At 73.1% G+C, this 22,337-nt stretch carries 17 protein-coding genes and 1 pseudogene; 9 read left to right on the forward strand and 9 right to left on the reverse strand.

The window, feature by feature from the left end:
• Positions 1–1,222: CDP-alcohol phosphatidyltransferase family protein (locus tag GV126_RS05940; protein ID WP_159663292.1), on the reverse strand; the 1,222-nt coding region annotated here is incomplete at its 3' end.
• 581 nt (positions 1,223–1,803) lie between these two features.
• Here GV126_RS05940 and GV126_RS05945 point away from each other — a divergent pair.
• Positions 1,804–2,736 (forward strand): cation diffusion facilitator family transporter, encoded by a 933-nt coding sequence (locus tag GV126_RS05945; protein WP_159663294.1) that lies wholly within the window; start codon positions 1,804–1,806, stop codon positions 2,734–2,736.
• 223 nt (positions 2,737–2,959) lie between these two features.
• Positions 2,960–3,553 carry an isopentenyl-diphosphate Delta-isomerase gene (gene idi / locus GV126_RS05950; protein ID WP_159663296.1) on the forward strand — a complete coding sequence of 198 codons (594 nt, stop codon included), beginning with the start codon at positions 2,960–2,962 and terminating at the stop codon, positions 3,551–3,553.
• A 98-nt stretch (positions 3,554–3,651) separates the two neighbouring features.
• On the opposite strand, the gene GV126_RS05955 is transcribed toward idi, so the two are convergent.
• Positions 3,652–4,155, reverse strand: coding sequence for an ATP-binding protein (locus GV126_RS05955; protein WP_037755652.1), 504 nt, complete (start codon positions 4,153–4,155; stop codon positions 3,652–3,654).
• 269 nt (positions 4,156–4,424) lie between these two features.
• On the opposite strand from GV126_RS05955, the gene GV126_RS05960 reads away from it, so the two are divergent.
• The 3 genes from GV126_RS05960 to GV126_RS05965 all read left to right on the forward strand — a co-directional run bounded on the left by GV126_RS05960 (position 4,425) and on the right by GV126_RS05965 (position 7,949).
• Positions 4,425–5,180: an enoyl-CoA hydratase/isomerase family protein gene (locus GV126_RS05960; RefSeq protein ID WP_159663298.1), complete on the forward strand. Its 756-nt coding sequence runs from the start codon at positions 4,425–4,427 to the stop codon at positions 5,178–5,180.
• Positions 5,181–5,374: 194 nt separating this feature from the next.
• Positions 5,375–5,479, forward strand: a complete 105-nt coding sequence (locus tag GV126_RS37115) for an LPFR motif small protein (protein WP_268977397.1) — start codon at positions 5,375–5,377, stop codon at positions 5,477–5,479.
• A gap of 100 nt (positions 5,480–5,579) precedes the next feature.
• Positions 5,580–7,949: a Tex family protein gene (locus tag GV126_RS05965; RefSeq protein WP_159663300.1), complete on the forward strand. Its 2,370-nt coding sequence runs from the start codon at positions 5,580–5,582 to the stop codon at positions 7,947–7,949.
• Positions 7,950–8,274: 325 nt separating this feature from the next.
• Here the strand turns inward: GV126_RS05965 and GV126_RS05970 are convergent, their stop codons facing one another.
• Together GV126_RS05970 and GV126_RS05975 are read right to left on the reverse strand one after the other, a co-directional pair.
• On the reverse strand, positions 8,275–8,487 hold the full coding sequence (locus GV126_RS05970; protein WP_028425464.1) for a hypothetical protein: 213 nt from the start codon (positions 8,485–8,487) through the stop codon (positions 8,275–8,277).
• 163 nt (positions 8,488–8,650) lie between these two features.
• Positions 8,651–8,941, reverse strand: coding sequence for a hypothetical protein (locus GV126_RS05975; protein WP_159663301.1), 291 nt, complete (start codon positions 8,939–8,941; stop codon positions 8,651–8,653).
• A 48-nt stretch (positions 8,942–8,989) separates the two neighbouring features.
• Here GV126_RS05975 and GV126_RS05980 point away from each other — a divergent pair, with 48 nt between their 5' ends.
• Positions 8,990–9,922 carry an FAD-dependent oxidoreductase gene (locus GV126_RS05980; RefSeq protein WP_159673370.1) on the forward strand — a complete coding sequence of 311 codons (933 nt, stop codon included), beginning with the start codon at positions 8,990–8,992 and terminating at the stop codon, positions 9,920–9,922.
• A gap of 5 nt (positions 9,923–9,927) precedes the next feature.
• Here the strand turns inward: GV126_RS05980 and GV126_RS05985 are convergent, their stop codons facing one another.
• Complete coding sequence (locus GV126_RS05985) at positions 9,928–11,886, reverse strand: Xaa-Pro dipeptidyl-peptidase (protein ID WP_159663303.1); 1,959 nt, start codon at positions 11,884–11,886, stop codon at positions 9,928–9,930.
• Between the two features lie 217 nt (positions 11,887–12,103).
• Here GV126_RS05985 and GV126_RS05990 point away from each other — a divergent pair, with 217 nt between their 5' ends.
• The gene (locus tag GV126_RS05990; protein ID WP_159663305.1) at positions 12,104–13,597 is read left to right on the forward strand and encodes a M1 family metallopeptidase; all 1,494 of its coding nucleotides are present in this window, start codon (positions 12,104–12,106) and stop codon (positions 13,595–13,597) included.
• A gap of 83 nt (positions 13,598–13,680) precedes the next feature.
• On the opposite strand, the gene GV126_RS05995 is transcribed toward GV126_RS05990, so the two are convergent.
• Positions 13,681–15,144, reverse strand: a complete 1,464-nt coding sequence (locus GV126_RS05995) for an amino acid permease (protein ID WP_159663307.1) — start codon at positions 15,142–15,144, stop codon at positions 13,681–13,683.
• 218 nt (positions 15,145–15,362) lie between these two features.
• Here GV126_RS05995 and GV126_RS06000 point away from each other — a divergent pair, with 218 nt between their 5' ends.
• Positions 15,363–16,082, forward strand: a complete 720-nt coding sequence (locus GV126_RS06000) for a MerR family transcriptional regulator (RefSeq protein ID WP_159663309.1) — start codon at positions 15,363–15,365, stop codon at positions 16,080–16,082.
• Between the two features lie 27 nt (positions 16,083–16,109).
• Here the strand turns inward: GV126_RS06000 and GV126_RS06005 are convergent, their stop codons facing one another.
• The 3 genes and pseudogenes from GV126_RS06005 to GV126_RS06015 form a co-directional block, all read right to left on the reverse strand.
• On the reverse strand, positions 16,110–18,290 hold the full coding sequence (locus GV126_RS06005; protein ID WP_159663311.1) for a 3-hydroxyacyl-CoA dehydrogenase NAD-binding domain-containing protein: 2,181 nt from the start codon (positions 18,288–18,290) through the stop codon (positions 16,110–16,112).
• 44 nt (positions 18,291–18,334) lie between these two features.
• Complete coding sequence (locus GV126_RS06010; protein ID WP_159663313.1) at positions 18,335–19,549, reverse strand: acetyl-CoA C-acetyltransferase; 1,215 nt, start codon at positions 19,547–19,549, stop codon at positions 18,335–18,337.
• 206 nt (positions 19,550–19,755) lie between these two features.
• Positions 19,756–20,794 (reverse strand): annotated as a pseudogene (locus GV126_RS06015) (CaiB/BaiF CoA transferase family protein); the annotation flags it as partial.
• Positions 20,795–21,158: 364 nt separating this feature from the next.
• Between GV126_RS06015 and GV126_RS06020 the strand changes: the two are divergent.
• Positions 21,159–22,337, forward strand: a complete 1,179-nt coding sequence (locus GV126_RS06020) for a saccharopine dehydrogenase family protein (protein ID WP_159663315.1) — start codon at positions 21,159–21,161, stop codon at positions 22,335–22,337.

Consider the following 22,337-nt stretch of genomic DNA (forward strand, 5'->3'; position numbering starts at 1 on the left):
GCAGCGTCAGAGGTGTATAGGGGCCGGGGGTGGCCTTGCGGGTGACCGAGCGCAGCACCCGGCCGGCGGTGGTGTAGGCGGCGGCGAACGCGCAGCCGATGAGCAGCACGAGGAAGGTGATGCGGGGGGTGGTGGCCGCGGTGAGGACGGCGATCATGGCCCAGCGCTCGCCGATGGGCAGGACGATCATCCGGCGCACCCAGACGGTCCAGCCGACGCCGTCGAGCCGGTCGGACAGGGCGGCGGTGGGGCTGGTGTTGGCGGTGGCGTCGTGGTTGGCCTCGTTGAAGGAGAAGTCGACCACGTGCCGGCAGGTCTGCAGGACCATGGCGCCGAGCGCGAGCGCCCACACGTCGTCGCCGCCGCGGGCGGCACCGAGGGCCAGGCCCGCGTAGTAGGCGTACTCCTTGGCCCGGTCGAAGGTGGCGTCCAGCCAGGCGCCGAGGGTGGAGTACTGCAGCGAGTAGCGGGCGAGCTGTCCGTCGGTGCAGTCCAGGACGAACGACGCGATCAGCAGCACGCCGGCGGCGACGAATCCGCCGCGGGTGCCGGTGGCGGCGCAGCCGGCCGCTATCAGCGCGGTGAGCAGGGAGGCCGTGGTGACCTGGTTGGGGGTCAGGCCGCGGCGGGCGCACCAGCGGGCGATGTAGCGCGAGTACGGGCTGATGAAGAAGGTGGTGAAGAAGCCGTCGCGGGCCTTGACGGCCGACTTCAGCCGGATCGCCTCGTCGTCCACGGCGGCCACGGCCTGCCGTGCCTCGTTGCGCGCCTGCGGGTCGACGGGGACGGCGGCGACGAGACGGCCCAGCTCGGGGCGGTGCACCTCGGCGCCGTCGGCGTCCAGGGCGGCGGCGATCCGGTCGGGCAGGCCGGCGACCACGGTGGGGGCGCCGCCGAGCCCGGGGGGCGTGCCCCCGCCGGCGGTGGTCTCCCGGGCCATCGCCCGGGTCAGCGCCTGCCGGCCGGCCCCCTGCGCGGTGACGGCGCCGGGTACGGCGGCGATCGGGAAGCGGGGGTCGGTCAGACCCAGCCGCAGGGCGTGCAGGTGGCCGACGAATCCGGCGTCGACGACGGCGACCCGCTGGTCGCCGGGCACCCCGGCGACCAGGGCCTCGGCGGCGGAGGCGTCGGCGGCCGTGCGCACGGCGAAGCCCAGGGACCGCAGATCGTCCTCGATCGACGATCCGGGGACCGGCTGACCGGTGAGGATGGCGGTCGGCAACCGAACTCACTCCCTGTGACGACGCCTGCGCGTCGGTCATGTACATGGTGGGGTGCCGCCTGTCGTGGGCGCCCGGCGGCATGTCGGCAGAGGCTATCGGATGCCGGGAAGCCCACGTTCACCGCCCGTTCACGGGCCGGTCGCCCCTCCTGCCGCAGCCTGCGCCGCGATCATCATGGGCGATCGGAGTGCCGGGCCACAAACTACGGACCACATCGGGCATTCCCCGCATACGGGTGCCTTGACCGCGCCCCGGTCACGGCGGCCGGGCGGCCGATCGCCCGTCCCGTCTGCGCGGGCGGCCGCGCGACCGATCATCCGTCCTGTCTCCGGACGGCCGCGCGACCGATTGTCCGGACACACCCCCGGACGGCGGGTGGACGCACCCCCCGGACGGCGCTCGGACGCACCCCCCGCACGCGGTCGGCGCGCTGCGGGCAGGACCGTCCGCACGCGCCTGACCTGCGGTTCGTTTGCGCAGGTCAGGGCACATGACAACGGTGTTCAGTGCCGCGTTGCCCGATACCCCCCGCCCGTAGTTGACTGTGATCCCGGCGGAACACAGGAGGGTGGACAGTCTCATGGGGGCCGGTCACGACCACGGGCACGCGCACGGCGCCGGCGGCACGGCCGCCGCGGCGCACCGCGGCACACTGCGCGTCGCACTGGCGATCACCCTCACCGTGATGGTGGTGGAGATCGCCGGCGGGGTGCTCGCCGACTCCCTCGCACTGGTCGCGGACGCCGCCCACATGGCGACGGACGCGCTCGGCCTCGGCATGGCGCTGCTGGCCATCCACTTCGCGAACCGGCCGCCGACCCGGAACCGCACCTTCGGCTACGCCCGCGCCGAGATCCTGGCCGCGCTCGCCAACTGCCTGCTGCTGCTCGGCGTCGGCGGCTACGTCCTGTACGAGGCGATCGAGCGGTTCCTCACCCCGGCCGGCACCGACGGCGGCCTGATGATCTGGTTCGGTCTGTTCGGCCTGGTGGCGAACTCGGTGTCGCTGTCGCTGCTGATGCGCGGCCAGAAGGAGAGCCTGAACGTGCGCGGGGCCTTCCTGGAGGTGGCCTCGGACGCCCTCGGCTCGCTGGCGGTGATGATCTCGGCGGCCGTGATCCTGCTCACCGGCTGGCAGGCCGCCGACCCGGTCGCCTCGCTCGCCATCGCCCTGCTCATCGTGCCGCGCACCGTCAAGCTGCTGCGCGAGACGCTGGACGTGCTGCTGGAGGCGGCGCCGAAGAACGTCGACATGGCCGAGGTGCGGGCGCACATCCTGGCCCTGGACGGGGTCGAGGACGTGCACGACCTGCACGCGTGGACGATCACCTCGGGCCTTCCGGTACTGTCCGCACACGTGGTCGTCAGCTCGGAGGTGCTCAGCGCCGTCGGCCACGAGAAGCTGCTGCACGAGCTCCAGGGCTGCCTGGGCGACCACTTCGACGTGGAGCACTGCACGTTCCAGCTGGAGCCCGGCGGGCACGCCGAACACGAGGCGGGGCTGTGCCACTGAGGGCCGTATCGCACAGACGTGCGTCCGCGCCCCGGCGGGGGGACCCGGAGGGTTCCGCCGCAAGGCCGTCGGGCACGATCACCTACCGGGCCCCTCTCGCGGCATCCGGCCGGTGACGGCCGCCGCCCCGCCCGCGTGGGACATGCGGGTGCGCCGGGAAGTGCCGGGAGTGCCGGATTCGTACGGCAGACTGGGGGCTCGAGGACCGATGCGAAGGATGGGTATGCCGATCACACCTGCCACCGCGACGCACAGCTCGTCGAACGGGACCGCGGACGCGATTTTGCTGGAACTCGTCGACGAGGCCGGTGTGACGATCGGCACCGCGGAGAAGCTCGCCGCCCATCAGCCGCCGGGGCAGCTGCACCGGGCCTTCTCCGTGTTCCTGTTCGACGAGAAGGGCCGGCTGCTGCTGCAGCAGCGGGCGCTCGGCAAGTACCACTCCCCCGGTGTGTGGTCCAACACCTGCTGCGGCCACCCCTACCCCGGTGAGGCGCCGTTCGCGGCGGCGGCCCGCCGCACCTACGAGGAGCTGGGGGTCTCCCCGGCGCTGCTCGCCGAGGCCGGCACGGTGCGCTACAACCACCCCGACCCGCTGTCCGGCCTGGTGGAGCAGGAGTACAACCACCTGTTCGTCGGGCTGGTGCGCGCCCCGCTGCGGCCGGACGCGGACGAGGTGGGCGACACCGCCTTCGTGACGCCCGAGGAGCTGGCCGAGCGGCACGCCCGGGACCCCTTCTCGGCGTGGTTCATGACCGTGCTGGACGCGGCGCGGCCGGCGATCCGCGAGCTGACGGGCACCACCGCGGGCTGGTGAGCGGCCGCCGGGCGCCGGCGTGAGGCAACGGCCCGGGCACGGGCTGGGGCAGGCGCACAGGGTGCGGGGCCGCCGGGCGCGGGCAGGGGCCGGGGAGACTATCGAGCGGGTGTGAGCGGCAGGGCGGCCCAGATCACCTTGCCGCCGCTCGCGGTGTGTTCGACGTCGCAGACGCCGCCCGCCTCCCGGGCGATCTCCCGGACCAGCAGCAGGCCGCGGCCTCCGGTGCGCCCGTGATCGGTCTCCAGCGCGCTCGGCCGGTAGGGGTGGTTGTCCTCCACGGACACCCGCAGCCACTCGGGGCCGACGGCGACTTCGACGGCGAGCATCGGCGACAGCACCGCCGCGTGCCGCACGGCGTTCGTGACCAGCTCCGAGACGATCAGCAGCAGGCCGTGGACCAGGTCGTCCGAGGCGGGCACCCCCTGACGCCGCAGCAGGTCCCGCACGGCGTGGCGGGCCTGCGGGACCGAGGCGTCGACGGCGGGCGCGGTGAAGCGCCACACCCCTTCGTACGGTGCCGGGCCCGGGGGCCGGGTGCCCAGCTCGGCCGCCGTGCCACCCGGTGGGCGCGGACCGCCCCCGCGCCCGTGGTCGTCCATCGTCCAGTCGCCGCCCTCGCGCTCGATTGTCACCACACGTCGAGTGTTGGTAACGCAGCGCTTGGTTCCTAGGACTGACCAGAAGTCGGCTGGTTTCCGGCACTTGTCGACCGTTCACGTCCATCCGGGACCCGGGTCGGACCGCTGCTGCCCGGTCCGCGCCGCTTTCCCGAAGCGATGAAGTCGTCGTCTTTTCTCTCCCCCCACCGGCCCGGCCCGTCGTCAGCCCGGCCCCTCGTCCCCCCGGGTGGGCGGATAGCATCCCGCGCATGGAGCCGCACTTGTCGCACCGGGTCGTCGACTCGGTCGCCACCGTCGTCGTCCACCATCCGGCCAAGCGCAACGCCATGACCGCCGCGATGTGGCGGTCCCTGCCGCCGTTGCTGGAGAAGCTGGCCGCCGACACCGGGGTGCGGGCGCTGGTGCTGACCGGGGAGGGCGGCACGTTCTGCGCCGGTGCGGACATCTCCACGCTCCAGGGCTCGCCGCGGCAGGCGCAGGACCTGGCGGTGGCCGCCGAGGAGGCGCTCGCGTCGTTCCCCAAGCCCACGCTCGCCGCCGTGCGCGGTCACTGCGTCGGCGGCGGCGCTCAGCTCGCCGCGGCCTGCGATCTGCGGCTGGCCGAGGAGGGCGCGCTGTTCGGGGTGACCCCGGCCAGGCTCGGCATCGTCTACCCGGCGTCCTCGACCCGGCGGCTGGTGTCTCTGGTCGGACCCGCGACCGCCAAGTACCTGCTGTTCACGGGCGAGTTGATCGACGCCCGGCGGGCGCTGCGCACGGGGCTGGTGGACGAGGTGCTGCCCGCGGGGCGCCTGGACGAGCGGGTCGCCGAGCTCACCCGGATCCTGGTGTCCCGGTCCCAGCTGACGCAGGCCGCGGCCAAGGAGTTCGTGAACGGCCGGACGGACCGCGACGCCTACTGGGCCGCTCAGGCCGCCGCCGGCGGCGACACCGCCGAGGGCGTCACCGCGTTCCTGGAACGCCGGCCGCCGCGCTTCACCTGGAGCCTGCCGGCCTCCGGCTGAAGCGGCTCCCGCCGACGCGACGCCACTGCCCTCCGGCTGACGGGGAGCCCGCGGGCCTCCGGCTGATGGGGGCTCCCGCGCGCCGCGCTGTGGGCCTGCGGGCGGTGCGGTCCGCATGCCGGACGGCCGCGGTGGTACCCGGACCGTCCCGGTCACCGGACCGGGCAGACCGAGAAAGCCGAAGGGAGACAGTCGTGTTCCGAGCCATCGCAGACGTGCTGCGGCAGATCGGCGGGGCGATCGCCACGGTGGTGACGCTGCCGTTCCGGGCCCCGGCCCGGCTGCTCGGCGGGGCCTGACGGGGCGATCCGCCCCGCCGGGGGCCGCCCTGTCCCCGGATTGTCGGTGCCGCCTGCCACAATTGCGGCGCAACCCGAAGTGGAGAAGGCGGTACGGCACGTGACGACACCCGGGTCCCTTGCAGCAGGGTCCATCGAAGGCAGGATCGCCGAGGAACTCGGCGTACGGGAACGGCAGGTCAAGGCCGCCGTGGAGCTGCTGGACGGCGGTTCGACGGTGCCCTTCATCGCCCGTTACCGCAAGGAAGCCACCGAGATGCTCGACGACGCGCAGCTGCGCACGATCGAGGAGCGGCTGCGCTATCTGCGGGAGCTGGAGGACCGCCGGACGGCGATCCTGGAGTCGGTGCGCGAACAGGGCAAGCTCACCGAGGAACTGGAGGCGCAGATCCGCGGCGCCGAGACCAAGGCGCGGCTGGAGGACATCTACCTGCCGTACAAGCCCAAGCGGCGCACCAAGGCGCAGATCGCCCGGGAGGCCGGTCTGGAGCCGCTGGCCGACGGCCTGCTCACCGACCCCGGCGTGGAGCCGCTGGCCGCGGCGGCGGCCTTCGTGGACCCGGACAAGGGCGTGGCCGATCCGCAGGCCGCGCTGGACGGGGCGCGGGCGATCCTGACCGAGCGGTTCTCGGAGGACGCCGACCTGATCGGCGAGCTGCGCGAGCGCATGTGGGTGCGCGGACGGCTGGCCGCGAAGGTGCGGGAGGGCAAGGAGGAGGCGGGCGCCAAGTTCGCGGACTACTTCGACTTCGCCGAGCCGTTCACCGACCTGCCCTCGCACCGCGTCCTGGCGATGCTGCGCGGCGAGAAGGAGGAGGTGCTGGACCTCGTCCTGGAGCCGGAGGAGCCGACGGACGGGCCGTCCTCGTACGAGGGCATCGTGGCCCGCCGCTTCGGAATCGCCGACCGCGGCCGGCCCGCCGACAAGTGGCTGCTGGACACGGTCCGCTGGGCCTGGCGCACCCGCATCCTGGTCCACCTGGGCATCGACCTGCGCCTGAGGCTGCGCACGGCCGCCGAGGACGAGGCGGTGAACGTGTTCGCGGCCAACCTGCGCGACCTGCTGCTCGCCGCCCCGGCCGGCACCCGCACCACCCTGGGCCTGGACCCCGGGTTCCGTACGGGCGTGAAGGTGGCCGTGGTGGACGCCACCGGCAAGGTGGTGGCCACGGACGTCATCCACCCGCACGTCCCGGCCAACCGGTGGGACGAGGCGATCGCCAAGCTGGCGAAGCTGGCGAAGGAGCACGCGGTCGAGCTGATCGCGATCGGCAACGGCACCGCGTCCCGGGAGACCGACAAGCTCGCCGGTGAACTCATCGCGAAGCACCCCGAGTTGAAGCTCACCAAGGTGATGGTGTCCGAGGCGGGCGCGTCGGTGTACTCCGCCTCCGAGTACGCCTCGCGGGAGCTGCCCGACATGGACGTGTCCCTGCGCGGCGCCGTCTCCATCGCCCGCCGCCTGCAGGACCCGCTGGCGGAGCTGGTGAAGATCGACCCGAAGTCGATCGGGGTGGGCCAGTACCAGCACGACCTGTCCGAGGTGAAGCTGTCCCGCTCGCTGGACGCGGTGGTCGAGGACTGTGTGAACGGCGTGGGCGTGGACGTCAACACCGCCTCCGTGCCGCTGCTCGCCCGGGTCTCCGGCATCACCGCCTCGCTCGCCGAGAACATCGTGGCGCACCGGGACGCCAACGGGCCGTTCACCTCCCGCGCGCAGCTGAAGAAGGTGCCGCGCCTGGGCCCGAAGGCGTTCGAGCAGTGCGCGGGCTTCCTGCGCATCCGCGGCGGCGAGGACCCGCTGGACGCCTCCAGCGTGCACCCGGAGGCGTACCCGGTGGTGCGGCGGATGGTGAAGACCACCGGTCAGGAGGTGGCGTCGCTGATCGGCAACACCGGCGTGCTGCGCTCGCTCAGGCCGGCCGACTTCGTCGACGACACCTTCGGCCTGCCGACGGTCACCGACATCCTCAAGGAGCTGGAGAAGCCGGGACGCGACCCGCGGCCGGCGTTCAGGACGGCCACCTTCAAGGAGGGCGTCGAGAAGATCTCCGACCTGTCCGCGGGGATGGTCCTGGAAGGCGTGGTGACGAACGTGGCGGCCTTCGGCGCGTTCGTGGACGTCGGCGTCCACCAGGACGGCCTGGTGCACGTCTCGGCGATGTCGCGGACGTTCGTGAAGGACCCGCGGGACGTCGTCAAGCCGGGCGACATCGTCAAGGTCAAGGTGCTGGACGTCGACATCCCGCGCAAGCGGATCTCGCTGACGCTGCGCCTGGACGACGAGGCGGCCCCGCAGGCCCGGCAGGGCGGCGGCGGTGAGCGGAGCCGGCGCGGCGGCCGTCCGCCGCAGCAGCGCCAGGGCCGGGGCGGCGGCGGTGCGCGTCAGGCACCCGCCCCCGCCAACAGCGCGATGGCGGACGCCCTGCGCCGCGCGGGCCTGCTCGGCTCCGACAAGGGCGGACGCTGACGCCGGCCCCGACCGGTCCCGCACGGCGCCGACGACGGCCGTGACCTGCTCGACGCGGGCCACGGCCGCAATCGGTCCACTGGGCGCGGGCCACGGTCGAAACCGGTCCGCTGGGCGCGAGCGGTCGCCGCGTCGGGCTGGGCCGTCCGGGCCCGGACGCGCGCCGTGGTGGGCGTGTCCTGGCCCGGCGTGTCGCGGTGGGCGTCTCCCACGGTGGCCACCGGCGTGTCGCGCCGGGCGACTACCGGGGTGGGGTGCCAGGTGGCCCGGCGTGGGGTGCCCGGCGACGACCGGCGTGCCGCGCCACGTGACGGTCGGCGTACCGTCAGCGCGGGTGCGGGCCGGGCGGTAGCGCCGAGTGCGACCGCAGACCCGCGTCGCCGGGTGACGCGCCGGGCTGGAAGGCGCTCGACGGCTGCCCGGTACGCATCACTTGGTCCAGCTCCCGGCGTATGCTCGTGGCCGCGTCCCGGACCCGGGCGGGCACGTCGCCGCGTTCGGCCACGAGTTGGTGGTAGATGGGGGCGTCTTTGAACATGGGCTGCCAGGCCTTTCGGTCGGGAGTCTGGCTCCTCGGGGCAACGGTTGCCGAGTCTAGGACCCACCCTCGCCGGTTCGTCTGCCCGGTACACCCACTGGACGGCAGGCACGTTGACGCACCGTCACCTGAAGCCGCATCACCTCGCTTCTGCTCGCGCTGCTCACCGCGTCATCGCGGTGACCAGCACGCCTCGAGGTCCGGGCCACCACGTACCGTCGAGCCCGGCCCGGGCCAGGGCACCGCGTACGGCGCCGCGCTGCTCCTGGCCGGCCGCCGGCCCGAGGGCGACCGCGCCGTAGGCGCGCGGTTCGTCGGCGGGCACGTCGTGGGCGTCGTGGGTGACGTCGGCGAGGTGCTCCCCGGTGCCGCATCGCCGGGGCCAGGCCGAAGGTGGCGTACGCGGCAGACATGCGGTGAGTATTCGGCGGCCGGCCCCGCCTGAGCGCGCCATGACAGCTTCGGCTACCGTCCCGGCGTGGACAGTGGACTGCGTGGCGATGTGGTGGTGGTCGGCGGCGGGGTCATCGGGCTGACGACGGCCCTGGCGCTGGCCGAGCGCGGCCTGCGGGTGCGGGTGTGGACGCGGGAGCCGGCCGAGCGGACGACCTCGGCGGGCGCCGGGGCGTTGTGGTGGCCGTACCGGATCGAGCCGGAGTCGCTGGTCGGTGACTGGGCGCTGGAGTCGCTCGCCGTGTACGGGGAACTGGCGGCGCGGCCGGAGGAGACGGGCGTGCGGATGGTCGAGGGGGTGCACGGCGGTGCCCGGCTGGAGGATCTCGGGCCGTGGGCGGCGCGTGTGCCCGGCTTGCGCCCCGCGCGGGCCGGGGAGTACCCGGGACCGGCCCTGTGGGCCCGGCTGCCGCTGATCGACATGTCGACTCATCTGCCCTGGCTGCGTGCCCGGTTGCTGGCGGCGGGCGGCGTGGTGGAGGAGCGGACGGTGACGGACCTGGCGGCCGTGGACGCGGCGGTGGTGGTGAACTGCACGGGGCTGGGTGCCCGGGACCTCGTTCCCGATCCGGCGGTGCGCCCGGTGCGCGGTCAGCTCGTCGTCGTGGAGAACCCGGGCATCACGACGTGGCTGACCGTCGTGGACCACGCCGCCGCGGCCTCCACCTACTTCTTCCCGCAGCCCTTCGGCCTGGTCCTCGGGGGCACGGCCGAGGAGGACGCCTGGTCGCTGACGCCCGACGCGGCGGTGGCCGAGGGGATCGTCGCCCGGTGCGCGGCCGTGCGGCCGGAGATCGCCGGGGCCCGGGTGCTGGCGCACCGGGTCGGACTGCGCCCCGCCCGCTGCGCGGTGCGGCTGGAGCGCACGGAACTGCCGGGCGGGCGTGTGCTGGTCCACCACTACGGGCACGGCGGGGCGGGGGTCACCGTGGCCTGGGGGTGCGCCCGGCGGGCGGCCGGGCTGGTGGGCCCGGCCGCCTGAGCGGCTCACGGCATGCGGTGGACGGTGTGCGGCGCCCGTACGCCGTGGCGCGGCGCGGTGCCCGGCGCGGTGGCCGCCGGCCGGGACGTGGCGCGGGCGAACGCCGCGGCGCCGCCGACCAGCGGGAGCCGGGCGGAGGTGCGCGCGAGGTCCAGGGTGAGCGTCGGGGTGGTGGACGGCGGATCGATGAGGTCCTTGTCCGTGCCCGCGACGATCAGCGCCAGCCGGTGTCCCGCGGGCACGACGTGGTCGGTGGCCGCCAGGTCCACGGTGAGCGTGTAGGCCCTGCCCGGGGTGAGCGGGACGCCCTTGCTCGCGGAGGCGTAGTGGCCGAGGTCGGCCCAGCCGCGGCTGACGACGGTGTGGTCCACCGCCGTGGTCGTGGCCTTGGTCTCCAGGTAGCAGGCGCTGTCGCCGGCCGTGCTCGCGCCCCAGCAGGTGCGGTCGGTGAGGGTGGTGACGCCCTCGCCGGCGTCGGCGTAGTCGCGGATGGTGTCCGGGCCGAGGTCGACGAGCACGGCGGACAGGTGGGCCGTGGCGGTGGTGGGGGTCGCGGTGACGGTCACCTGGGATGATCCGGACAGCCGCAGGTCGTGGGTGAGGGGCGGGGTGACGAAGCCGGCCTTCTCGGGTGTCGATGTGTCGACGGTCGCCGCCCAGTCGGTCTCGCTCCGTTGCGGGTCGTCGGTGAAGGTCTCGGTGCCGCGGGCCCCGGCGAGGCCCAGGGTGCCGACACCGGCCCGGGGGCCGGGAGCCGGGCGCACCGTGGTCGCCGACGTGTCGCGCGGAGGCCAGACGCGGGAGGGCACCCACTGGTCCGGGTGGCGTTCGATGTCGGCCATCGGCTCGCGGTCGATGCCGTTGTCGTAGCCGAGCAGTTCGTGGTCGAACCAGCGGTGCAGGGTGTCCACCCAGGCGCCGCGCCGGTAGTCGAAGGGGTCGACGTGGCCGGTCTGGGAGAGCCAGATCTTGCGATGCACGCCGTTCTTCGCCAGGGCGTCCCACCACTGCCCGAGGTGCTTGGTGCGCACGTTGAGGTCCTGCATGCCGTGCACGAGGAAGACGCTCGCGCGGACCTTGCCGGCGTCGCGGACGTAGTCGCGGGCGCTCCACAGCGGTGTCCAGTCGCCGTTGCGGGGTGCGCCGTCGATGAGCTGCTTCTGGACGGCCGCGCAGTGGGCATGGGCGTCGTCGCTCTCCACGGCGTCGGACAGCCAGTCGGGGCCGGAGCCGTACAGGGGGGCGCCCTGCTGGAAGTAGTAGTCGTACCAGGAGGAGATCGCGCTGATCGGGACGATGGTCTTCAGGCCCGGGACGCCGGTGGCCGCGACGCCGTTGGCGATGGTGCCGTCCCAGCTCTTGCCGATCATGCCGGTCCTGCCGTCGGTCCAGGTGGCCCGGACCGGGGTGGTGCCGGTGCGGGTGGTGTAGGCGCGGGCGCGGCCGTTGAGCCAGTCGACGACCGCTTTCGCCGACCGGATGTCGGACGGGCCGCCGACGTCGACGCAGCCGTCGGAGCGGTTGGTGCCGGCCAGGGCCACGCCGACGAAGGCGTAGCCGCGCGGCACGAAGGAGTTGTCGTAGAACAGCGGCATCCCCACGACGTGGCCGGCCGGGTCGGAGGTCTTGACCTGGCTCTCGTTGCCGCGTCCGCAGCAGGAGTAGTACGGGCTGGCGTCCATGATCACGGGGACTTTGCGGCCCTGTTCGGCGGCTTCGCGGGGCCGGACGATGTCGGCGGCGACCCGGTCGGTCCGGCCGTCGCCGTCGCCGTCGAACCCGGTGTCGACCCAGACGGACTCGCGGACGGCGTCGGCGTAGGAGTAGACGGGCCGGCTCTCGCGCGGGGCGCCGCCGGCGGACTGAGCGGCGTGCGCGGCGGGGCCGAGCAGGGCGGCCGCCAGGGCGGCGACGACCGCCACGACGCACCATCGGGACATGGTCATGCGCATGCTTGTCGGCATGGGCGGGACGGTACCGGGGGCGTCCGCCGCGCAGAAGGGGGCGGCTGACGTGTCGTCGGATCCGTGAGGCGGCCGCGGGCCCCTGAGGCGGTAGGGAACCTCCCGTTCATGACGGTCGAATGGCGATCATGTGACAGGGGTGGGCATGGACACGACTAGCAGCGCAGGGCCTCAATAGGCTCCGAGCAACGCTCGTCCCCTACGACTTGGAGCTGACGTGCACCGCAGAATCATCGCGCCGGGCGCACTGGCCGCGGCCTCCCTGTTGCTGGCGACCCCGGCATCGGCCGCGAGCCACTCCCCCGGCGCGCCGGGCATCGGCGACCCCTACTACCCGTACTACGGCAACGGCGGCTACGACGTCTCCCACTACGACCTCAGGCTGACGTACCAGCCGGCGACCGACGAGCTGGCGGGCACGGCGACGATCTCGGCGCGCACCACGCAGGACCTGTCCAGCTTCGACCTGGACTTCCTGCTGGACGTCAGCGAGGTGCAGGTCAACGGGGCGAAGGCCGGCTTCACCACCTCCGGGGAGCACGAGCTGGTGGTCACGCCGCAGCGCCCGCTGGCCAAGGGCACGCCGATCACGGTGGTCGTCCGCTACCGCGGGGTGCCGTCCACGAAGAGCGCGTACGGCTTCACCACCTGGCACCGCACCCCGGACGGCGCGGTCGCGGCGGACGAGCCGGAAGCCGCCTGGTGGTGGTTCCCGAGCAACGACCACCCCAGCGACAAGGCCACCTACGACGTATCGGTGGCGGTCCCGGACGGCACCCAGGCGATCTCCAACGGCACGCTGCAGTCGACCAGCTCGCAGCGCGGCTGGACCCGCTACAGCTGGCGGCAGAACAAGCCGCAGGCGACGTATCTGGCCACGCTCGCGCTCGGGAAGTTCGACATCACCACCGGCACCTCCGAGGGCGGCGTGCCGGTGATCAACGCCTACAGCAAGGACCTCGGCGACAACGACGGCGCGGCGCGGGCGAGCGTGGAGCGCACCGGGGAGCTGGTGGACTGGCTCAGCGGCTATTTCGGGCCGTATCCGTTCAACTCGGCCGGCGGGTACGTGCCGAACACGACGACCGGGTACGCGCTGGAGACGCAGACCCGCGTGTACTACAGCCCCAAGCAGTTCGCGAACGGCTCGAACACCTCGGTGGTGGTGCACGAGCTGGCCCACCAGTGGTACGGCGACAGCGTGTCGCTCAAGGGCTGGAAGGACATCTGGATCAACGAGGGCTTCGCGCGGTACGCGCAGTGGCTGTGGTCGGAGCACGAGGGCGAGGGCACGACGCAGGAGCTGGCGGACTACGTCTACGCCTCCCACCCGGCCGACGACGCCTTCTGGACGGTGAAGCCGGGCGACCCGGGTCCCGACCACCAGTTCGACGCCGCGGTCTACGACCGGGGTGCCCTCGCCATCCAGGCGCTGCGCAACGAGATCGGTGACACGGCGTTCTTCGCCCTGCTGAAGGGCTGGCCGCAGCAGCACGCCTACGGCAACGCCTCCGTGGCCGACTTCCAGAAGTACGCCGAGCAGGTCTCGGGCAAGCCGCTGGCCGCGCTGTTCGACACCTGGCGGTTCCAGCCGGTCAAGCCGGCCGCCCCGGCGGCGCGCGCGGCATCCTTCGCCGCCGCCTCGGCGGACGCCGCCCAGCCGCGGTCGTGGAAGAAGATCGAGGCCACGAACGACGTGCACGGCGGGTGACGGACGGCCGCGCGGCCGGGGCGCGATGTGCGCCTGTGGCCGCGCGGCCGAAGTCCTCGGGCGGGGCGGGCCGCCCCGGACCACTACTGCGTGACGTCCTGCGAGGTCTCCGCCTCCTGGACGACGCGGCGGCGGACACCGAACCAGCCGGCGACCAGCAGCACCACGATCACCGGGATCAGCATCAGGGTCTTGCGGCCGACGTCGGGGTCGTTCCACATCAGGCCCAGGCAGACCAGCAGGAACGCGACCGTGGCGATCTCCGTGACCGGGCTGCCGCGCAGCCGGAAGTTCGGCCGCGTGACCAGGCCCGCCTTGGCCCGGCGGACGAAGATCAGGTGGCAGATCATGATGATCACCCAGGTGCTGACGATGCCGAGGGAGGCGACGTTCAGCACGATCTCGAAGGCCTGGCTGGGCACCAGGTAGTTCAGGCCGACGCCGAGCACGCAGATCCCGCAGGTCAGCAGGATGCCGCCGTAGGGGACCTGGCTGCGGCTCATCACGCGGGTGAACTTCGGCGCCGAGCCCGCCATGGCCATGGAGCGCAGGATGCGGCCGGTGGAGTACAGGCCGGAGTTCAGCGAGGACATGGCGGCGGTGAGGACGACGAGGTTCATCACGTCACCGGCCGCCGGGAGGCCGATCTTGGACAGGACCGTGACGAACGGGCTCTCGTCGGCCGAGTAGACCGAGCCGGGCAGCAGCAGGGCGAGGAGCACGACCGAGCCGACGTAGAACAGGCCCACGCGCCACATGATCGAGTTCACCGCGCGCGGGACGACCTTCTCCGGCTCGGAGGTCTCGCCCGCGGCGACGCCGACCAGCTCCAGGGCGGCGTAGGCGAAGATCACGCCCTGCATGACGAGGATGACCGGCATGACGCCGTGCGGCAGGAACCCGCCGTGGTCGGTGATCACGCTCAGGCCGGGCTTGTAGCCGTCCACGTCGTGCTGCGTGGCCAGCAGGAAGATGCTGATCAGCATGAACGCGACCAGCGTGACGACCTTGACGATGGAGAACCAGAACTCCATCTCGCCGAAGATCTTCACCGAGATCAGGTTCACGGTGAGGACCACGGCCAGGGCGATCAGCGCCAGCACCCACTGCGGGACGGGTGTGAAGAAGCTCCAGTAGTGCGTGTAGAGCGCGACCGCGGTGATGTCGGCGATGCCGGTCGTCGACCAGTTCAGGAAGTACATCCAGCCGGCGACGTACGCGCCCTTCTCCCCGAGGAACTCGCGCGCGTAGGACACGAAGGACCCCGACGAAGGGCGGTACAGGACCAGCTCGCCGAGCGCGCGGACCACGAAGAAGGCGAACACGCCGCAGACGAGGTAGGCGAGCGCCAGCGCCGGGCCCGCGTTGTGCAGCCGGCCTCCGGCGCCGAGGAAGAGACCGGTGCCGATCGCGCCGCCGATCGCGATCATGTTGATGTGGCGGTGCTTGAGGTCCTTGCTGTACCCGGCGTCGCCCGCGTCGGCGGGCGTCCCGGTCGTCGGGGGGTGTTCGACGACCTGTGCCGTGTGCACGGAGTCCTTGCTCACGGGTGGTTCCACTCTCTGGTGCGCCGAGCGGGTGCGCCCGGGTGTCCGTACGGTTCCGGCCCGCACCACCCATGACGCGGTACAGACCAGACCAGCAGCTTCCCAGAGAGATCACCCCTCATGCGATGGCACATCTCACACAGCGGAACTTCTCACACGATCCGCCCAGAGGGGCCACCGGCTTTCACACGGTCGGTGCGACAGCGATACTGCTGCACATGACGACGCCCGACACCGCCGAGCCGGCTTTCACGGTCGACGAGCTGGCCGCCCGGGCCGGCGTCACCGTGCGCACCGTCCGCTTCTACAGCAGCCGGGGTCTGCTGCCGCCGCCGGTGCTGGGCCCGCGCCGGGTCGGCCGCTACGGCGAGGACCACCTCGCCCGCCTGGCGCTGATCGAGGAGATGCAGCGCCAGGGCATGACGCTCGCCGCGATCGAGCGGCATCTGCGGCAGCTGCCGGCCGGGCTCAGCCCGCGCGAGCTGGCCGTGCAGCGGGCGGTCGTGGCCTCCTGGGCGCCGCAGAGCGAGGAGACGGTCGGCCGGCAGGAGCTGGCACGGCGGGCCGGCCGGCCGCTGACCGACGAGGACGTGGAGCGGCTGGCGGCGATGGGGGTGCTCGCCCGTGCGGGGTCCTCCCCCGAGGGGGAGAGCTTCCGGATCGACGTCGGGCTGCTGCGGCTCGGCGTGGAGCTGCTGGACGTGCCGCTGTCGCAGGAGACGGTGCTGGCCGCCCGCACCGTGCTGACCGAGCACTCGCGAGCGGCCGCACGCGAGCTGTCGGAGCTGCTGCGTGCCGCGGTGGCCGACCGCGGCACGCAGGACGTGCGGTCCCTGTCCGCCCACATGCACCCGCTGGTGGTGCAGGCGCTGCTCACCACCTTCCAGCGGTCGCTGCGCGAGGAGCTGCGCCAGTGGCTGGACGGCTCCGGGGAGTGATACGGCACCCAGGAGCCGTACCGCACCTCAGCGGGCGTCGGTGAACGTCTCCCCCTTCTGCGCCTGCTCCACCAGCAGCGCGGGCGGCGTGAACCGCTCGCCGTAGCGCTCGGCCAGCTCCCGCGCGCGGGCCACGAAGCCGGGCAGGCCCCCCTCGTAGCCGTTGATGTACTGCAGGACGCCGCCGGTCCAGCCCGGGAAGCCGATGCCGAAGATCGAGCCGATGTTGGCGTCGGCGACGGAGGTCAGGACGCCCTCTTCCAGCAGCCGGACGGTGTCCAGCGCCTCGGAGAACAGCATGCGCTCCTGCATGTCCTCGAAGGGGATCCGCTTGCCCGGCTCGGTGAAGTGCTCCCGCAGTCCCGGCCACAGGCGCAGCCGCTTGCCGCTTTCGTCGTACTCGTAGAACCCGGCGCCGCCGCTGCGGCCGGTGCGGCCGAACTCGTCGACCATGCGGTCGATGACGGCCTCGGCGGGGTGCGGGGTCCAGGTGCCGCCGGACTCCTCCACGGCCCGCCTGGTCTCGTTGCGGATCTTGCGGGGCAGGGTGAGGGTCAGGTCGTCCATCAGGGACAGCACCTTGGCCGGGTAGCCGGCCTGCGCGGCCGCCTGCTCGACCGAGGCGGGCTCGATGCCCTCGCCGACCATCGCCACGCCCTCGTTGATGAAGTGGCCGATGACCCGGGAGGTGAAGAAGCCGCGGGAGTCGTTGACCACGATCGGGGTCTTCTTGATCTGCCGGACCAGGTCGAAGGCGCGGGCCAGGGCCTGATCGCCGGTGCGCTCGCCCTTGATGATCTCCACCAGCGGCATCTTGTCGACCGGCGAGAAGAAGTGCAGCCCGATGAAGTCGGCCTGGCGCTGCACGCCCTCGGCGAGCGCGGTGATGGGCAGGGTGGAGGTGTTGGAGCACAGCAGCGCGTCCGGCGCGACGACCTGCTCGACCTCCTGGAAGACCTTGTGCTTGAGGGCCGGGTCCTCGAACACCGCCTCGATCACCGCGTCGCAGCCGGCGAGGTCGGCGACCTCGGCGGTCGGCGTGATGCGGGCCAGCAGCGCGTCCGCCTTCTCCTGGGTGGTGCGCCCCTTGGCGACGGCCTTGGCGCACAGCTTCTCGGAGTACCCCTTGCCCTTGACGGCCGCCTCCAGGGAGACGTCCTTCAGGACCACCTCGATGCCGGCGCGGGCACAGGAGTAGGCGATGCCCGCGCCCATCATCCCGGCGCCGAGCACGGCGACCTTGCGGACCTGGCGGGGCTCGATGCCCTTCGGGCGGTTGGCGCCGGAGTTGACGGCCTGCAGGTCGAAGAAGAACGCCTGGATCATGTTCTTCGACGTCCGGCCCGCGGCCAGCTCCACGAAATAGCGGGCCTCGATGACCTGCGCGGTCTCGAAGTCCACCTGGGCGCCCTCGACGGCGGCGGCCATGATGTTGCGCGGGGCCGGATAGGGCGCGCCGTTGGTCTGCTTGCGCAGGTTGGCCGGGAAGGCGGGCAGGTTGGCGGCGAACTTCGGGTTCGACGGGGTGCCGCCGGGGATCTTGTAGCCGGGGCGGTCCCAGGGCTGCTGCGACTCGGGGTGGGCGTCGATGAAGGCGCGGGCCCGGGCGATCAGCTCCTCGGTGCTGTCCACCACCTCGTCCACCAGGCCGTTGTCCAGAGCGCGGCGCGGGGTGTACTGGGTGCCCTGGAGGAGGACCTTCAGCAGGGCGTCGGTGATGCCGAGCAGGCGGACGGTGCGCACGACGCCGCCGCCCCCGGGCAGCAGGCCGAGGGTGACCTCCGGGCAGCCGATCTTGGAGCCGGGGGCGTCCAGGGCGATGCGGTGGTGGCAGGCGAGCGCGATCTCGTAGCCGCCGCCGAGGGCCGCGCCGTTGATCGCGGCGACGACGGGCTTGCCGAGGGTCTCGATGCGGCGCAGGTTCCGCTTGATGGCCAGACCGCCGTCGAAGAGGTCCTGCGCGGTCTCGGGGGTGACCCGGATGAGGTCGCGCAGGTCGCCGCCGGCGAAGAAGGTCTTCTTGGCGGAGGTGACGACGACGCCGCGGATCGCGTCCTTCTCCGCCTCCAGGCGGTCGGCGACCGCGGCGAGCGAGTCGCGGAACGCCTGGTTCATGGTGTTCGCGGACTGGTTCGGGTCGTCCAGGACGAGGGTGACGATGCCGGTGTCGTCCTGCTCCCAGCGGATGGTGGTGGGCTCAGTGCTCATGGAAGGTGCTCCGTGATGGTCCGTGGTGATCCGTCGGGAGGGGTTCAGAGGCGTTCGACGACCGTGGCGATGCCCATGCCGCCGCCCACGCACAGCGTGGCGAGGCCGTAGCGCTTGTCCTGGCGCTCCAGCTCGTCGACGAGGGTGCCGAGGATCATCGCGCCGGTGGCGCCGAGCGGGTGGCCGAGCGCGATGGCGCCGCCGTTGACGTTGACCTTGTCCAGGCTCAGGCCCATGTCCTTCACGAAGCGCAGCACGACCGCCGCGAACGCCTCGTTGATCTCGACCAGGTCGATGTCGTCGATGGTCAGGCCGGCCTTGGCGAGCGCCTTGCGGGTGGCGGGGGCGGGGCCGGTGAGCATGATGGTCGGCTCGGAGCCGGAGACGGCGGCCGAGACGATCCGGGCCCTCGGGGTCAGGCCGTGGCGCTCGCCGGCCTCCTTGGAGCCGATGGCGACCAGGGCGGCGCCGTCGACGATGCCGGAGGAGTTGCCCGCGTGGTGGACGTGGTCGATCTTCTCCACCCAGTGGTACTTCTGCAGCGCGACGGCGTCGAAGCCGCCGAGGTCGCCGATGTCGGCGAAGGACGGCTTGAGCTTCGCCAGGGAGTCGGCGGTGGTGCCGGGGCGCAGGTGCTCGTCGTGGTCGAGGACGACCAGGCCGTTGCGGTCCTTGACCGGGACCACGGAGCGGTCGAAGCGGCCCTCCTTCCAGGCGGTGGCGGCGCGCTCCTGGGACAGGGCCGCGTACTCGTCCACGTCCCGGCGGGAGAAGCCCTCGATGGTGGCGATCAGGTCGGCGCCGATGCCCTGGGGCACGAAGTTGACGGCGAGGTTCGTCATCGGGTCGTTGAACCAGGCGCCGCCGTCGGAGGCCATCGGCACCCGGGACATCGACTCGACACCGCCGGCCAGGACCAGGTCCTCCCAGCCGGAGCGGACCTTGGCCGCGGCCAGGTTGACGGCTTCCAGACCCGAGGCACAGAAGCGGTTCTCCTGCACGCCGGCCACCGTGTCGGGCAGGCCCGCGGCGACGGCGGCGATGCGGGCGATGTCGGAGCCCTGGTCGCCGACCGGGCCGACGACGCCGAGGACGATGTCGTCGATCCCGGCCGGGTCCAGGCCGGGGAAGCGGTCGCGGATCTCGTGGATGAGGCCGACGACCAGGTCGATGGGCTTGGTGCCGTGCAGGGAGCCGTTGGCCTTGCCGCGCCCGCGCGGGGTGCGGATCGCGTCGTACACGTACGCTTCGGTGCTCACGTCAAGGGGCCTTTCGACGAGGGTTCCGTCCCGGACGGGGCCGGGGTGGGCCGAGCTGTGGGGGCGGGGGGAGGAGAGGGAAGGCGGGGGGGGGGGAAGGAAAGGAAGGGAGAGGGGAGGGGGGGGGAGGAGGGGATGGGATTCGTGAGGGGGGGCGGGCGGGGGAGGAGGGGGGGGGGGGGGTGGTGGGGGGCGTCGGGTGTGTATAAGAGACGGGCGGGGGGCGGGGGCCGGCTGGGTGAGGCCGGCGTGGTCGGTGAAGGTGCCGCGGGCCGCCAGGTGCGGGTGGTGCGGGGCCTCGCGCAGCGACAGCACCGGCGCCACGCAGGCGTCGGACGGCTCGAACACCTCCGTCCACTCCTTCTGGGTACGGGTGGCGAAGCGGGCGGCGACCGCCTCGCGCAGTTCACCCCAGCGGGTGATGTCGGTGTGCGCGCCGGCGTACTCGGACAGGCCGAGCAGGCTCAGGAACTCGTCGTAGAAACGCTGCTCCAGCGCCCCCACCGCCATGTGCGCCCCGTCGGAGGTCTCGTACGTGCCGTAGTACGGGCAGCCGCCGTCCAGGAGGTTGGCTCCGCGGCGGTCCCGCCAGGCGCCGGCGGCGAGCATGCCGTGGATCATCGTGGACAGGTGGGCGGCACCGTCGACGATGGCGGCGTCCACCACCTGGCCGGTGCCCGTCGCACGCGCGTGGTGCAGGGCGGCGAGGACGCCGACGACGAGGTAGAGGGAGCCGCCCGCGTAGTCGCCGAGGAGGTTGGCGGGCACAGCCGGGGGACCGTCCGCGCCGCCGATCATGCCGAGGGTGCCGGTGACGGCGATGTAGGCGATGTCGTGTCCGGCGCGCGGGGCCAGCGGCCCGTCCTGGCCCCAGCCGGTCATCCGGCCGTAGACCAGGCGGGGGTTGCGGGCGTGGCAGGTCTCGGGGCCGACACCGAGGCGCTCGGCGACGCCGGGGCGGTAGCCCTCGATGAGGACGTCGGCCCGGGCGGCGAGGTCGAGGACGCGGGCGGGGCCGTCGGGGGACTTCAGGTCGACGAGCACCGAGCGCTTGTTGCGGTTGGTCAGGTCGCGGGCCGGGTCGATGCCGAGCCCGGCGCCGCCGGGACGGTCCACCCGCACCACGTCGGCGCCCAGGTCGGCGAGCAGCATCGCGGCGAACGGGCCGGGGCCGATGCCGGCCAGCTCGACCACGCGCACGCCGGTGAGCGGTCCGTGCCGCCCGGGCGTCGGTGCCGTTGTCATCGAGCCCCCTTGCTCGCCGTGACGACGTGAGCGCGGCGACCGGCCGGACCGCCGTGCCGCCTTGCTCACCCTGGTCGGTGGTGACCTGAGACCGCCGTTTCCCTGTCTGCCGTGATCGCCGTGTTCGACCTGGGACGATCACTGTGACACCACTGCTGTAACACCGCTGATGCTAAGAACGTGTTCCACTCCGCACAAGCCCTGAACGAGCAAGCGCTTAGCCAAGTTCCGCTCCGATTCCTACCCGGCCCGGCCGCGGCCGTACCGCGGGCACCAGCACCTCGCGGACCGGCCCCGCACCCTTCACGCTAGCCTCGGCCACCGACAGCGGCGCGGGTTGTGGGCCGCCGGAGCGAGGGGTGTCATGAGCAGGATGAACAGGACGGAGCGCCCGTACGACGTCGTGCTCTTCGGAGCCACCGGTTTCGTGGGCACGCTCACCGCGCGCTACCTGGCCGCGCACGCGCCCGAGGGGCTGCGCTGGGCGATCGCCGGACGCGACGAACGCAGGCTCCGGGCACTGCGCGAGCGGCTGCCGGGCGGGGAGCCGGTCGGGGTGCTGCGCGCGGACGTGAGCGATCCGGCCTCGGTGCGCGCGCTGGCCCGGCAGGCCCGCGTGGTCGCCACCACCGTCGGCCCCTACGTGACCTACGGCGAGGAACTGGTCGCCGCCTGTGCGGACAGCGGCACCGACTGCCTGGACCTGACCGGCGAGCCGGAGTTCGTCGATCTGGTGTACGTGCGGCACGACACGCGCGCGCGGGAGACCGGGGCACGGCTGGTGCACGCCTGCGGGTTCGACTCGGTGCCGCACGACCTGGGCGTGTACTTCACCGTGCGGCAGCTGCCCGAGGGCGTGCCGCTGAGCGTGGACGGCTTCGTCCGGGCGCACGGGACGATCTCGGGCGGAACGCTCGCTTCCGCACTGGGCCAGGTCGCGCACCCGCTGCGGATGCGGGCGGCCGCCCGGGAGCGGGCCCGCCACGAGCCCCGGCTGCTGAACCGGCGGGTGTCCGCACCGCTGGGCGCGCCGCGCTACGCCGGGGAGGTCGGCGCCTGGGCGCTGCCGCTGCCGACCATCGACGCACAGATCGTGGCGCGCTCCGCGCGGGCGCTGGCACGCTACGGGCCGGACTTCCGCTACCGGCACTACGCGGCCGTGCGGCACCTGCCGGTCGCCGTGGGGTCGGTGGCCGCCCTGGGTGCGCTCGCCGCCGCCGCTCAACTGCCGCCCGCCCGGCGCCTGCTCACCGCCCGGCTGCGCCCCGGCGAGGGGCCGAGCGCCGAGCGGCGGGCCAGGAGCTGGTTCTCCGTGCGCTTCGTGGGCGAGGGCGGCGGCCGGCGCGTGTACACCGAGGTCGCGGGCGGCGACCCCGGGTACGACGAGACGGCGAAGATGTTCGCCGAGGCGGCACTGTCCCTGGCCCTGGACGACCTGCCGGACACCGCCGGCCAGGTCACGACGGCCGTCGCCCTGGGCGACGCGCTGATCGACCGGCTGCGCCGGGCCGGGGTCACCTTCCGCACCGCGGTCGGCGGTTGA

It is taken from the genome of Streptomyces mexicanus, assembly GCF_902506575.1.
Classification (GTDB): Bacteria; Actinomycetota; Actinomycetes; order Streptomycetales; family Streptomycetaceae; genus Streptomyces; species Streptomyces mexicanus.

Bases quoted from the DNA above. Each gene is read 5' to 3' on its own strand.
- GV126_RS05945 (WP_159663294.1), top strand. From the start codon at position 1,804: ATGGGGGCCGGTCACGACCACGGGCACGCGCACGGCGCCGGCGGCACG.
- GV126_RS05955 (WP_037755652.1), bottom strand. From the start codon at position 4,155: ATGGACGACCACGGGCGCGGGGGCGGTCCGCGCCCACCGGGTGGCACG.
- GV126_RS05975 (WP_159663301.1), bottom strand. From the start codon at position 8,941: ATGGCGCGCTCAGGCGGGGCCGGCCGCCGAATACTCACCGCATGTCTG.
- GV126_RS05985 (WP_159663303.1), bottom strand. From the start codon at position 11,886: ATGCCGACAAGCATGCGCATGACCATGTCCCGATGGTGCGTCGTGGCG.
- GV126_RS05960 (WP_159663298.1), top strand. From the start codon at position 4,425: ATGGAGCCGCACTTGTCGCACCGGGTCGTCGACTCGGTCGCCACCGTC.
- GV126_RS06020 (WP_159663315.1), top strand. From the start codon at position 21,159: ATGAGCAGGATGAACAGGACGGAGCGCCCGTACGACGTCGTGCTCTTC.
- GV126_RS06005 (WP_159663311.1), bottom strand. From the start codon at position 18,290: ATGAGCACTGAGCCCACCACCATCCGCTGGGAGCAGGACGACACCGGC.
- GV126_RS05970 (WP_028425464.1), bottom strand. From the start codon at position 8,487: ATGTTCAAAGACGCCCCCATCTACCACCAACTCGTGGCCGAACGCGGC.
- GV126_RS06000 (WP_159663309.1), top strand. From the start codon at position 15,363: ATGACGACGCCCGACACCGCCGAGCCGGCTTTCACGGTCGACGAGCTG.
- idi (WP_159663296.1), top strand. From the start codon at position 2,960: ATGCCGATCACACCTGCCACCGCGACGCACAGCTCGTCGAACGGGACC.